This window comes from Chloroflexota bacterium (assembly GCA_016197225.1).
Taxonomy (GTDB): domain Bacteria; phylum Chloroflexota; class Anaerolineae; order Anaerolineales; family VGOW01; genus VGOW01.
This window is the reverse complement of sequence record JACPWC010000050.1, coordinates 1-13052: the sequence shown is the minus strand read 5'-3', so window position 1 is coordinate 13052 and position 13052 is coordinate 1. Positions and strand designations below refer to the sequence as shown.

The following is a 13052-nucleotide window of genomic DNA, read 5'->3' as shown; positions in this document are numbered from 1 at the left end:
GTCCGAGATTTCAAAACCGCCTGTCGTGGGATTGGTCGGCCTCGTTGGGCGAGTCGGTTTCTGTTGTTTGATTGGTGTTTTCACAGTCTTGGGCATTTGGCAACTGTATCAGCAAAGGGGTCTTTAGGATAGGTTCTAAGGCCAAGCAAAGCAATTTCGGCAAAGCGAAACGCGGGCCTTTGATTGAAGAAGCGCCACGACAGCAAGCTGTCAAAAAAATACATCAGGAGCAATTCGACGCAAATTACTACTACCCCTGCCAAAATTATGTGCCAGTTCTGGCTTAGCCACTTTCTTATTCGTTCTCGCCCATTGTTCATTGTCTCATTATTCATTTCCCATTCCCCGCCCGCTCTTTCACTGCTAAAAACTCACAGTGATATAATCGCCTTCAAATAAGAGGAACACCATGTCTCAATCGCCGTCAGTAAAAATCGAAATTCCCAAAGACAAACTGGCCGAGTTCTGCCGCCGCTGGGAGATTGCGGAGTTCGCTATTTTCGGCTCAGTCTTGCGCGCCGATTTTCGCCCGGACAGCGACATTGATGTGCTGGTCACATTTGCGCCAGAAGCCAAGTGGGGGCTGTTTGCGCTGGTAGAGATGGAAAACGAACTTAAGAGCATCTTAGGGCGAGAAGTGGATTTGGTGAGCCGCCGCGGACTTGAGGCCAGTCGTAATTATATCCGCCGCAAAGCCATTCTCAACTCGGCGCAGGTGATTCATGTCGCGTGATACTGCCCATCTGCTCGACATCCTCGAAGCCGCCCGTCTGGCAGGTTCATATGTCGAAGGCAAAACCGAAGCCGAGTTTCTTGCGGATACTCTTGCCCAGGATGCCGTGATCCGCCGCCTGGAGATTATCGGCGAAGCGGCGCGTCGCCTCTCGGATGAAGGGTTCATTGTCTCATTGTTCATTTCTCATTCCCCGTCCACTCCCTCACCGCCTCATAAATCGCCCTCGGCGTGAAGTCCGGCGTCACAAAAGCATAATAATCGCCGTAAGTGTAGAGCGGGGCCGGGAAGCGAAAGGCCCAGGTACAAACGGTTTGCACACCAGGCCAGTTTTCTTCGGCCCAAGCGTAAGCGCCGATTGTGTAATCAATCCGCGCGCCCGGCCTCACCGCCCGGCTCCAGCGCGGCGAGTCGTTCCAGCCAGATTCGGTGATCATGATCGGCTTGCCGCCATCGCTGTTCTTCGCCATAATCTCGCGCACCAACTCGACACGTCGGAAGTTGAGCAAGTCAGGCGCGGGCGGCTCGTCGGGCGGGTAGCCCAGGCCGTAGGCGTGAACCGAGAGAATGTCGTAGGCCTCGGCAAAACCGGCGTCGTACATTCTCTGCAAGTACAGCAAATCATTCATGCCCCAGGGTGAGCCTTCTGGCTCCAGTGTCGGGGCCAGTGCGCCGGCTAATACTTGCACTTCAGGGTCTGCCGCCTTCGCCGCCTCGTAAGCCAGCTTCAGCATCGCCACGTAGCCTGCGGGGTCAACCTGCCGGTAGCCCCACTCCAGTGACAGATTCGGCTCGTTCCAGATGATGATATGGTTGATCCGGCCACGATAACGCTCGACGAACTTGCTCACGTAGTTGGCAAAGTCGTCGTAATGGTCTTCGTCGAGATAAGTGTCGGTCGTCTCCTGCACGCCTGGCTTTGGTCTGGCCCAGGCCGGAACCAGGCCCAACCGGGCAATGACGGTCAACCCTTGAGCCTCGGCGTGGTCAACCACCATGTCGGCGTGTGAAAAGTCGAAGTCGCCCCTCGCCCCTTCGTAATACGCCCACGGGAAATATTCGACAATCCACGGCGCGCCCATCTCGCGCACCATCATCAGCGTGCGCTGAATCTTCCACTCCTCCACTTCGTCCGTCAGCCGGGTGTGGACGCACACGTTTGGGCGCAACGTCGTCACCGTCTGTGGCTCGCCAATCACAATCAGCGGTTGCGGCACGGTCGGCATCCGCAACATCGCCCACAGCATCAACCCTCGCCCCAGCCATGGCAAAACTTGTTTCCATGAAATTCGCATTCCGCGATTATACTCACTACCGATTTTAGATTTTGGATTGCGGATTGAATATGCGCTTTCTCTCTTTCGTCCTTCGTCTTTCGTCCCTCGTCATCCTAGCCGCTTGCGCCCAACCACCCAACCACCCAACACCCCAACCACCAGCCATCGAAGCCACACCAACTCTGCTCGGCACCGTCCACCCGCTCACTCGCACGCCGCCCACGGCCACGCCCGTGCCCGACACCTGCCTCTTTCGCACCGACGCCAAAACCGAAATTGGGCTGTATCGTTTCGACTGGCAGAACTTCACCTTCGTCATTGACACCAAGATTGGGCCAGTGATTATTGATGGGCCTCGGACTCTGACTCCCGGCCCGCGCCAACTCATTTTGATCCACAACGCTCAACTTTCCTCGTCGTTCGGCGTCACCGTTAACTTTGATGCAGGCGGCACGCTCGTTTACGACCCGGCGAACGGCGCGCAGGAAATTCGTGATGCCGGCGGCAGTGTGATCAGCCAAAGCCTCGGCGACCCGCTCGGCGACGCCAACGGCCTGCCGGCCTATCTCGACATTGTGCGTGTCGAGCGCGCCTTTGGCTATTACCCCACCAGCACCGTGCGCGTCTATCTTGGCGGCGTGCGCGCCGCGTCGCAAATCTGGACGTTTCAAAATGTGATAGTGACTCTCGGCGATGACACGTTCACCCGCCAAAGTTTTGCCGATGGTAAAATCGTGGTGTCAGCCGTCAACTCGCGTGGGCGGCCCGTTGACTGGCCCGGCCCGGCCACCGCCGAAGATAACGTCGTCACCTTTGCCCTGCAAACCGGCGTGGATCAGCCGGTGGGGGCCGCCACCGCCACCAGCGGCGGCGAGGGCGACACCGCCGGCCCGTTTCCAGTCGAAACAATGAAAATCTTTTGGGAAGCGGCGAAGAAGTTTTGCCCGTGAGTCGGCTATAATTGCTCTGGAGAAAATCTCATGATCACGCTGGATTTTCAACAAGTCCTCACAGCCGCTCGCCAACTACCAAAACGTTCACAACTGAAGCTGGCTTCCGCGCTCCTCAAAGAGGCTGATGCGCCCGCGCCACAACTGGAGCCTCTTCGCGGGCTGAACGAAGCCGAGCTTCGAGCGTTAGCCGAATCGGTGTTGGCTCCCCGCCATGCCAAACGGCTCAAGCAACTTTTGAAATTGAATCGGGAAAAGCAACTGTCGCGCCCGCTCAAAGCGGAACTAGATGATTTGCTGGCAGAGAGCGATCAGATCGCGCTCTTGAAGGCCAAAGCCTACTACATGCTTGGTTTGCATGCGCGCTAACCCATCTGACTTTCAACGGATCATTCAAACGGAAAACGGATGCCGACACTCGCTCTATCCGTTTTTCCGTTTCTTATCCGATGAAAACAAGGGTTGTGCATTTGATTAGCCCAGGAGATTTTATGCTCAACAAAGCCCAAACCCTCAAACCCCGCCTCATCGAACTTCGCCGCACCATCCACCGCAACCCCGAACTCGGCTTCGACGTTTTCAAGACCGCCGACCTCGTGGCCCGCACGCTGGGTGAGTTGGGCGTTGAATGTCAAACCGGAGTCGGCAAGACCGGCGTCGTCGGCTACATCGGCGACGGCGACGGCCCGGTGGTCGCCATCCGCGCCGACATGGACGCCCTGCCGATTTTGGAAGCCAACGAGGTCGAATACAAATCGCAGAACCCGGGCAAGATGCACGCCTGCGGCCACGACGCGCACACGACGATGCTGTTGGGCGTGGCGATGCTGTTGGCGAAAGAAAAACTTCCCGGTCAAATCCGGCTGATCTTTCAGCCCTCGGAAGAAATCGCCGACGACGAAGGCATCAGCGGCGCGCCGCGCATGATTGACGACGGGGCGATGAAGGGCGTGGATTCGGTGATTGCCCTGCACGTGGACGGTACGCTCGATGCCGGTCAGATCAGTGTGGACTCCGGCAAAGTAAGCGGCGCGGTGGACTCGTTCCGGGCGTGGATCAAGGGCAAGGGCGGCCACGGCGCTCACCCCAACCTGGCCAACGATCCAATCTGGCTGACCACGCAAGTGCTGAACGCGATGTATGCCGTGCCCTCGCGCCGGATCGATCCGTTTCAGCCGTCGGTGTTATCGTTAGGCGTGATTCAAGGGGGCGCCGCCTCCAACGTCATCCCGCACGAAATTTACATCGAAGGCACGCTGCGAAGTATGGACGACACGGTGCGCGAGCGGTTGATTGACGAAGTGAAGCGGTGCCTGGAGATTGCCCGCGCTCTGGGCGGCGATTATAAGCTGGACATCGAGCGCGGCTACCCCTCGATGATTAACGATGCCGAAGTTGTTGACCAGATTCGCCAGGCAAGCGCTGACCTGCTGGGCGAAAACGGTCTGGGCAAATCGAAGCGCACTTTGGGCGCAGAAGACTTCAGCTACATGACCCGCCTCGCGCCGGGCGCAATGTTCAGCCTGGGCACTAAGGAGCCTGGCGGCGAGCCGCACTATGTTCACACACCGGACTGGGACATAGACGAAGATGCGCTTCCGGTCGGCACAGCCATGTTGGCCGAGACGGCCCTGCGGTTGCTCAAAGCCAAAATAAGCTCTCAATCCATCACCCACCTAATGGAGAAATCATGAAATCTCGCCTTCATACCATCGTCCGTTTGTCATCAGTCCTGCTCGTGCTGGTCCTGTCGTTGAGCAACGTCTACGTTGCCGGGGCCACTTTGGGCTGGGTAGGCAGTATGTTCCCGGCTGGCGGTTCGTCAAACACCATCACCAGCGGCGGCTCATTCACCGTGTACGTCCAGGTTTACAAAGCCGGCGTCACCGAAGCGCCGGGGCAAGGAGCCAACATCACCTGCTCTCTTCACTGGGGAACCGTCCCTTACTTCGGCGGCACATGGAGCAACACCACCGACACGCCGATGACGTTCAACACCCAGGTCGGCAACAACGACGAATACAAAGGCACGGTCACGCCGGGCGTCGGCCTCTACGAATTCACCGCCTTCTGCACCGACACCACCGACAGCACCACGATGTATGCATGGACGACTTGAGCGCGACGCCGAGCATTCGTTTATGGAATGATCGAACCGACGCTGAAACTATCGCCTCGCTCACCTTCGACAGCCACAGCAGTGACGCCACGCTCGGCGGCGTCACCAATTGGAAATACGATCTGGCCGTCGGCGCATCGCCCACCATTCATTACTACGTCTTCAAGGCAACGGATGGAACAGCCGCCGCCTTCTATCGTGATGACGATCCCAAGTTTTACGGCGGCGGCTACGGCGTGGGTGAAGCCAACCAAACGACGGCTTACAACAACTCGTACCAGGTCACCGTTTACGACCCGGCCTTCGCCGTGCCGGAATGGATGCAACGCGGCATCGTCTACCAAATCTTCCCCGACCGCTTCCGCGACGGGAACTCTGGCAATAACCCGCCTGCCGGGCGCTTCTCATACAACACGCCGGGCGGCTCCATCGTGCGCTCCAACCAGGCCAATTGGAACTACACGCTCTGCGACCCGCGCAACACGTACGTGCCCTCGTGTGATAGCAAATATGGCGACAACTTCTACGGCGGCGACCTGGCCGGAATCACGCAAAAGGTCAACGAGGGTTATTTCGACACCCTCGGCGTCACCGTCCTCTACCTCAACCCCATCTTCCGCTCGCCGTCGAATCACAAATACGACACCGCCGATTACATGGTCATTGACCCGGACTTCGGCACGCTGGCCGACTTCCAGAGTCTGGCTTCCGCCGCCAACGCCCACGGCATCAAGATCATCCTCGACGGCGTGTTCAACCACACCTCGTCGGACAGCAAGTACTTTGATCGCTACAGCCGCTACGATGCGGCGGGCAACCTCACCAGCCCCGCCGGCCCCGGGGTTGACGACAACAGCGGCGCGTGTGAGGCCGCCGCTTCCAGCTTCTACTCATGGTTCTACTTCCCCGACACGGGCAACCCCGGCAAAGATGGCACAACCGTCGTCTATTGCAACAACGACTCGCCGCAATCTTACGAAGCCTGGTACGGCTACTCGTCCCTGCCGAAACTGCAAGCCAACATCACCGCCGTTCGCAACTTGATCTGGGCCAACGGTTTGAATTCAGTCGGCCCGTATTGGACTCAGCAGGGCGCGTGGGGCTGGCGTTTCGACGTAGGCGCGGACGTGGACTGCGGCCTGACTTGCGCCCCGAGCAACGATTACTGGGAAGGCTTCCGCGCCGCCGTGCGCGACAGCGGCGTGACCGGCAAGAGTGATGTGATCACCCTCGGCGAAGAATGGGGCGACGCCAGCGGCTGGTTGCTGGGCAGTGAGTGGGATAGCGTGATGAACTACCGCTTCCGCTCGGCGGTGATGAGCTGGCTGTTCACCGGCTGTTCGGGCAACGGCTGCACCGGCGGCACGTCGTTCGACGACAACGACAGCAACGGCGGCAGTTCCAGCGGCTCGATCAGCTACATCAGTCCGTCGCAGTTCAACGCCCGCCTGCGCTCCATTGCCGAAGATTATCCGCCGATGGCGCTCAAGGCCATGATGAATCTCGAAGGCTCGCACGACACCAACCGCATCCGCTTCCTGCTCAAGAAGAGCAACAACGACAACGACAGCGCCGCTCAACAGCGGATGAAAGAGTTGTGGATATTCGCCTTCACTTACGCCGGCGCGCCCACGCTTTACTACGGCGACGAGATCGGCCTCAGCCACGACGGGGTGTTCTCCGGCGGCAAGTGGGAAGACGATCCTTACAACCGCGCGCCCTTCCCCTGGCCCGACGCCAGTGGCAGTTCCTACACCGCCGTCACCGGCCTGCAAAGCTTCGCCCGCCAAATGGCGAGCCTGCGCTTGAGCTACCGCGCCCTGCAAGACGGCGACGCGCAACATGGCCTGATCATTGACGACGCCAACAAGCTTTACGGCTTCGCCCGCACCAACGGCTCACAGACCGCCCTCATCGCCCTCAACCGCGACGGCGCGGCCCATACCGCAACCTTCACCGGCCTCAACGCTTCGCCCTACAACCTGCCCGACGGCACGGTGCTGGTGGATGGACTCACTGGAAGCACCTTTACAGTGTCCGGCGGTTTGGTCAGTGTGACGGTGAACCCGACGTGGGGTGTGGTCTTGCTGGAACAAACCAAAGTTGAAACGCCGTCCGCCATCTCAGGGTTGACCGTCACTGTCCCCGGCAACGACGTTCTGCTCAAGTGGACTCCGGTGACCACCGACACCGGCGCTGGCCGCGAACTGCCGACGACCTATGAGATTCACCGAAGCACCTCGTCGTCGTTCACGCCCGGCCCCGGCGCGCTCATCGCCTCCATCAACCCCTCGAACTTCGGCAACGCCAACAACCAGCAGACCTACACCGACGTAGGCGCGGCCAGTACCGCCTACTACTACATCGTGCTGGCCAAAAACTCTGCCGGCAAAGTCTCTGCCGCGCACACCGCCGTGCCTTCGTGGCTCACCATCACCGTCAACGTCATCGCCACAGAAGACGGATACGTTCTTGAGTCGACCGAGACTTCAAATGTTGGCGGTTCGATTTCAAGCACGGCCACGACGACGCGCGTTGGTGATGACGCCGCCGACAAACAGTACAAGACGATCCTGAGTTTCGATACCGGCACGCCCCTGCCCGACAACGCCACCGTCCGAAGCGCCGAAGTGCGAATGCAACGGGCCAGTGTCACCGGCACCACACCTTTCAACACACATGGCACGCTGTGGGCAGATATTGTCACGGGCGCGTACAGCGGCAGTAACACACTACAAACCGGCGACTTCCAGGCCGCCTCCACCACCACCCAAGTCGCCAGCATGAGCAACCCGGCCAGCAACGGCCAGTGGTCGAGCGGCTTTCTCAACAGCACCGGCAACGCCGCCGTCAACCGAGCCGGCCGGACGCAGTTCAAGATTTATTTCAACCTGGACGACAACGACGACCTCGGCTCAGACTACATGAGCTTCAACACTGGCAACCATGCCACCTCGTCGAGCAGGCCGGTGCTTGTCCTTTACTACACCGTGCCGTAAGCCGCCAGAATCAAAACGGGGCCATCATGATGATGGCCCTGTTAGTTTTTATTGAAGAGTTCGCGCTCCCAGGCGCGAACGGGCCGCATCCGGTCAAATACTTGCGCCCCTCCCCGCCAACTCCACAAACACATCCTCCAGCGTCGGCTCGGCCTCTTCAACCGTGGCCGTAATGCCGCGCCCGGCCAACGCCGCTTGCAGACTCGCGGCGGTGTGAGCGTTGCCAAGCGTGATCGCATGAAGATAATCGCCCAGCAAACCGGCGCGATGAACTCCGGGGGTCGCCGTCAACGCATCCAACGCCGGAATCAGGGGGTCGGCCAGAACATTCCAGGCCGGCCCTTTGAGTTGCGAAGCCTTGAGCGCGCTCGGCGTGTCCATTGCCATCAACTTGCCGTTGTACATGATGCCCAGCCGCCCGCAATGCTCAGCCTCGTCCATGTAATGGGTGCTGACAAAAACAGTCGCCCCCTGCTCCGCCAGCGTGTAAATCAAATCCCAGAACTCGCGCCGGGCCGAGGGGTCAACGCCGCTCGTCGGCTCGTCGAGGAACAAAAGTTGGGGGTTGTGAATCAGGGCAATACCTAGAGCGAGTCGTTGCCGCCAGCCGCCGGAAAGTTCGCCGGCCCGTTCGTTTTCACGCCCGGCGAGTCCGATCAACGCCAGCACCTCTTTCACTCGCGGGCGGTATTGCTCCGGCCTCATGCCATACACGCCGGCGTAGAACACCAAATTCTCGCGCACCGTCAGGTCTTCGTAGAGCGCAAACTTCTGGCTCATGTAACCCACAAGCGGGCGGATCGATTCGGCCTGCTTGCGAATGTCGTAACCCAGCACTTTGGCCTCGCCCGCCGTTGGCTGGAGCAAGCCGAGCAACATCCGCATTGTCGTCGTCTTGCCGCTTCCGTTCGGCCCCAGGTAGCCCACCACCTCGCCGCGCCCAATTTCAAACGACACGCCGTCAACGGCGGTGAAGTCGCCGAACTTCTTAGTGAGCTTGTGAACTTCGATGGTAACGTCTGACATGGCTTCAATTCCAGGGCCACATGGGAAATGACATTTCCTTCGTTTCCCTGATTTCCTTTTTCGGGTCTCCCGGCTTTAACGGGAAATGGGACGCAGATTTGCGCAGATGAACGCAGATTTTTCTTTTTTATCAGCGAAAATCAGCGCACGAAGCGTCTGCGTCCCAAATTTCTTTTCACGTTAAACTTGGTAGAGCCCCTTTTTCAAGTTTGGGCCGCCAGCAACGAAATGAACGCATCTTCCAAACTGGGCAGGATCGGGCGCAGGCGATCCACCTTGACTCCGGCCTGACTCAGCGCGCCCGGCAATCGCGCCAGCGGCCCCTCGGTTTGGCCGACTCTCAAGTGGAAACGGTCGCCAAAGGCCAGAGCGTCTTCCACGTCCGGGTCGGCCAAACACACCTGGCGCGCTTTGTCTTTCGGGTGCGCGGTCAGTTCCAGCACCCGCCCGTTCATGCCCGCCGTCAATTCACGCGGCGCGCCCTGCCTGAGAAGGCGGCCTCGATACATGAAGCCCAGCCGGTTGCATCGGGCCGCTTCGTCCATGTAAGGCGTGCTGACGATGACGGCCACGCCTTCCTCAGTCAGCAGGCGAATGATCAACTGCCAGAAGTCCTGCCGGGTAATCGGATCAACGCCGCCGGTTGGCTCGTCGAGCAAAAGCACCTGTGGGCGATGAACAAGAGCGGTCGCCAGCCCCAGCTTCTGCTTCATGCCGCCCGACATATTGCCCGCCAGCCGATCCTCAAACCCGGCCAGGCCGACGAACTTGAACAGTTCGGCGGCGCGCTCTTCAAACGCTTTGCCTCTCAGGCCGCGCACTTCGCCAAAGAAGCGCAAGTTCTCCAGCGCCGTCAGGTCACTGTACAGGCTGAAGCGTTGGGCCAGGTAGCCGATCACCGCCCGCGCTTCTTCACCCTGTTTGCTCAGATCGCGCCCGCCGATAGACACCGAGCCGCTGTCAAGCCTCAACGCGCCGACGAGCAGGCGCATCGTCGTCGTCTTGCCGGCGCCGTCCGGCCCCACCAGGCCATACGCTTCCCCGGCAGAGACGGCTAAACTTACGCCGTCCACCGCTTTGGTGTCGCCGAAACGTTTTTGTAAGCCGCGCGCGTCAACGAGAGTCGTCATGGAAAGTCAAAGGAAATAAGGGAAATGAGGGAAGCGATGGCGTTTCCTGCATTTCCTTGCTTTCCCTTATTTCCCGAATGCTACGTCCGCGGGCAGCCCCGGTTTCAGTTTTCCTTCGGGGTTGTCAATCGAAAGTTTGACGGCGAACACGGTTGTCTTGCGGCCTTCGGCAGTTTGCACGTTGCGCGGCGTGAACTCGGCTTTGTCGGCAATGTGGACGACGGTGGCAGTGAAGGAGTCGTTTGGGAATGAGTCCACGGTGACGGTTGCCGTCTGGCCGAGCTTGATGCCGCCGTAACGATCTTCCGGAGCGTAAACGGTGATCTGTAATTGACTCAAATCGGCAACGACGAGCATGGTAGCGCCGGGCAATACCACCGAGCCGGGTTCGACGGCGCGCGACAACACCACGCCGTCGGCAGGGGCAGTGATCGTCAGCCGGCCGATTTGCACGTCCAGCACGGCAAGGGCGGCCTGGGCCGCGTCTGCTTGCGCCTGCGCTGCGCCGGCTTGCGCCTGAGCCGCCTCGGCCTGCGCCTTAACCGCTTCAATTTGTTTGGGGTTGGCCCCGGCCTTCATCAAGTCGTACTGCGCTTGCGCGTTGGCTAAGGTGGCCTTTGCCTGATCGAGTTGCTGTTTGAGGGATTTGCCGCTGGCCGAGTCCTGGGCCGCCTCTGATAGATCGTCGTAAGTCTCCTGCAAAGCGTCCACCGCAAGCTGGGCTTTGTCTACGACGGTTTGGGCGACGGCTAGTTGTTCGACGGTGGGGCCGGACTCGAGCAGGGCAACGTTGGCGGCGGCGGCCTGAGCGGCGGCTTTTGCCGCCGACACGGCGTTGTTGGCGGCGGCGAGGGCGGCTTCGGCCTGGGCGCGCTGGGCGCGAAGCAGAGAAGCGTCGAGGGAGACCAACGTTTGACCGGCAGTGACGGCGTCCCCTTCGTCGGCAGTCACTTCAATTACCCGTCCGGCGATTTCCGGGGCGATGATGTATTCAGTCGTCTCAATCGTGCCTGAAGCTTGCAGTTCGTTGGTCTGGGCCGAGGCGCGGCCATTGAACCACCAGTAGGCGAGGCCGGCGATGGCGACCAGGAGGATGACGGGGATGACACGGCGAGGGTTGGGATGCATGATAATCTCCTTGTGGAGATTAGAGGATTGGAGAATTCTCTGTTCCTCTAAATCTCTGGTTTTCAGTCGAGGCGCTTGCGGAAGCGAAGCGCGGCGGCGCCCATGATGACGGTGGCAAAGATGCTGAGGGCGACGATCTCCGGCACGAGCGCTTCTGCTCCCACGCCTTTGAGGATGACGCCGCGCACGATGATCAGAAAATAGCGGAGCGGCACGGCGTAGCTAATCCACTGAAGCGCCCGGGGCATGGCCGCCAGCGGGAAGAAGAAGCCCGAAAGAAAAATGGTGGGCAACATGGTGAACATGGCGGAAAGTATGGCTTCTTGCTGTGTGTTCGATATGGTCGAGATGAACAGGCCGATGCCAAGTGTCGTCACGAGGAAGAGCGCGGCCAGCAAAAGCAGCAGCGGGATACTGCCGTTGATCGGCACGCCGAAGATCAGCACCCCCGCCACCAGAATTTCGACGGTGTCAATGAAAGCAATCATGACGTAGGGAGCGAGTTTGCCCACCACGAGTTCCCAGGCGCGGATCGGAGTCACGATCAGTTGCTCGATGGTGCCGCGCTCGCGCTCGCGGACGATGGCGGTGGCAGTGAGGATGGTGGTGAGGAATTGTAGAATGATGCCGATCATGGCCGGGATCATGTAATAGGCGCTGACCAGATCGGGGTTGTACCAAACCTGAGTGCGGACTTCTATCGGCAGCCGGAATGCGCCGCCCTGCCCGCGCGCGGCCAGCCGTTCAATGGCAAGGGTGGTGGCTTTCGATTGGCCGATGAGGTTGGCGGCGGCCAGCGCAGTTCCGGCAACAGTGGGATCGGAGCCGTCAATGATAAAGGCGACTTGCGTCGTGCGGCCACTGGCAAGCTGGCGGGCGTAGTCGGGCGGGATGATGATGGCCGCCCGGGCTTTGCCCGTGTCAATGAGCCGGCGGATGTCTTCTTCGTTGTTCACGTCGTAATCCAGGTGAAAGTAATCAGCGGCGCGGTAGGCGTCGAGCAACGCCCGCGAGGCCGGAGATTTGTCCTGATCGAAGACAACCAGGGCTATGTTGCGCACATCGTTGGTGGCCGCGTATCCCAAGAGGAACAACTGAATCACCGGCATGAGGAACGTCAGCGCCAGCGTGCGCGGGTCACGAATGATCTGAATAAACTCTTTGCGGATCAGGGAGAACAGTCGGGTATTGAGCATCAGGCCTCCGGTTCGAGTACGCCGCGCAGGTAGATATCAATCATGCCGTCAAACCAGTCCAATTCTATATTTTTGAAAACCGGGACATTCTTCAACACCATTTCGGTCATGAGATAACCGACGAAGGTGGCAAACAACATGCGGAGCATGATTGGCGGCGGGATGTGGCGCAGTTTGCCCCGCCGCTCAACAAGCCGCTGAACAAAGGCGAGCATGGCAGGCATCAACTTTTCGGCCAGGGCCGCCAGGTGGCGGCCCTGAAACTCGACCAGCTCGATGAAGATCAGCGGCAGGAGTTTCGTCTCGCTTCCTTCTATTTCGTTTTTAACTCGCCAGGCGGCGTCGTGCATGAACAGTTCGACGGTCTCGCCCTCGGTCTTTTCCAGCGCCGGGAGAACAGTGTGATAAGGGTGGTAGGCGTCGAGCACGGCGGCAAAGATTTCGTCTTTGCCGGCAAAGTGGTTGTAGATGCCGCCCAGGGCCAGGCCGGCGCT

At 59.6% G+C, this 13052-nt stretch carries 13 protein-coding genes; 7 read left to right on the top strand and 6 right to left on the bottom strand.

From position 1 onward, the window contains the following. Positions 1-409 precede the first annotated feature (409 nt). Positions 410-733 carry a nucleotidyltransferase family protein gene (locus tag HYZ49_08335; GenBank protein ID MBI3242284.1) on the top strand — a complete coding sequence of 108 codons (324 nt, stop codon included), beginning with the start codon at positions 410-412 and terminating at the stop codon, positions 731-733. Then, positions 723-968 carry a DUF86 domain-containing protein gene (locus HYZ49_08330; GenBank protein ID MBI3242283.1) on the top strand — a complete coding sequence of 82 codons (246 nt, stop codon included), beginning with the start codon at positions 723-725 and terminating at the stop codon, positions 966-968. The genes HYZ49_08335 and HYZ49_08330 overlap by 11 nt, the downstream gene beginning before the upstream one ends. Here the strand turns inward: HYZ49_08330 and HYZ49_08325 are convergent. Then, the gene (locus tag HYZ49_08325) at positions 913-2028 is read right to left on the bottom strand and encodes an endo-1,4-beta-xylanase (GenBank protein MBI3242282.1); all 1116 of its coding nucleotides are present in this window, start codon (positions 2026-2028) and stop codon (positions 913-915) included. The two genes, HYZ49_08330 and HYZ49_08325, sit on opposite strands and share 56 nt — an antisense overlap. 50 nt (positions 2029-2078) lie before the next feature. Between HYZ49_08325 and HYZ49_08320 the strand changes: the two genes are divergently transcribed. From HYZ49_08320 to HYZ49_08300, 5 genes are all read left to right on the top strand, one after another. Continuing rightward, the gene (locus tag HYZ49_08320) at positions 2079-2960 is read left to right on the top strand and encodes a hypothetical protein (GenBank protein ID MBI3242281.1); all 882 of its coding nucleotides are present in this window, start codon (positions 2079-2081) and stop codon (positions 2958-2960) included. Between the two features lie 30 nt (positions 2961-2990). Next, positions 2991-3329: a hypothetical protein gene (locus HYZ49_08315; GenBank protein MBI3242280.1), complete on the top strand. Its 339-nt coding sequence runs from the start codon at positions 2991-2993 to the stop codon at positions 3327-3329. A 122-nt stretch (positions 3330-3451) separates the two neighbouring features. After that, positions 3452-4654, top strand: a complete 1203-nt coding sequence (locus HYZ49_08310; GenBank protein ID MBI3242279.1) for an amidohydrolase — start codon at positions 3452-3454, stop codon at positions 4652-4654. After that, positions 4651-5079 carry a hypothetical protein gene (locus HYZ49_08305; protein ID MBI3242278.1) on the top strand — a complete coding sequence of 143 codons (429 nt, stop codon included), beginning with the start codon at positions 4651-4653 and terminating at the stop codon, positions 5077-5079. The genes HYZ49_08310 and HYZ49_08305 overlap by 4 nt, the downstream gene beginning before the upstream one ends. Next, on the top strand, positions 5067-8078 hold the full coding sequence (locus HYZ49_08300; GenBank protein ID MBI3242277.1) for a glycoside hydrolase family 13 protein: 3012 nt from the start codon (positions 5067-5069) through the stop codon (positions 8076-8078). Before HYZ49_08305 ends, HYZ49_08300 begins: the two co-directional genes overlap by 13 nt. 93 nt (positions 8079-8171) lie before the next feature. Here HYZ49_08300 and HYZ49_08295 read toward each other — a convergent pair whose 3' ends face one another. The 5 genes from HYZ49_08295 to HYZ49_08275 all read right to left on the bottom strand — a co-directional run. After that, the gene (locus HYZ49_08295; GenBank protein ID MBI3242276.1) at positions 8172-9104 is read right to left on the bottom strand and encodes an ABC transporter ATP-binding protein; all 933 of its coding nucleotides are present in this window, start codon (positions 9102-9104) and stop codon (positions 8172-8174) included. 203 nt (positions 9105-9307) lie between these two features. After that, positions 9308-10234 (bottom strand): ABC transporter ATP-binding protein, encoded by a 927-nt coding sequence (locus HYZ49_08290; GenBank protein MBI3242275.1) that lies wholly within the window; start codon positions 10232-10234, stop codon positions 9308-9310. Between the two features lie 66 nt (positions 10235-10300). After that, positions 10301-11362: an efflux RND transporter periplasmic adaptor subunit gene (locus HYZ49_08285; protein ID MBI3242274.1), complete on the bottom strand. Its 1062-nt coding sequence runs from the start codon at positions 11360-11362 to the stop codon at positions 10301-10303. A 62-nt stretch (positions 11363-11424) separates the two neighbouring features. Further along, positions 11425-12558 carry an ABC transporter permease gene (locus HYZ49_08280; GenBank protein MBI3242273.1) on the bottom strand — a complete coding sequence of 378 codons (1134 nt, stop codon included), beginning with the start codon at positions 12556-12558 and terminating at the stop codon, positions 11425-11427. Next, on the bottom strand, positions 12558-13052 hold a 495-nt coding region (locus tag HYZ49_08275), incomplete at its 5' end, for a TetR/AcrR family transcriptional regulator (protein ID MBI3242272.1). The genes HYZ49_08280 and HYZ49_08275, both read right to left, overlap by 1 nt.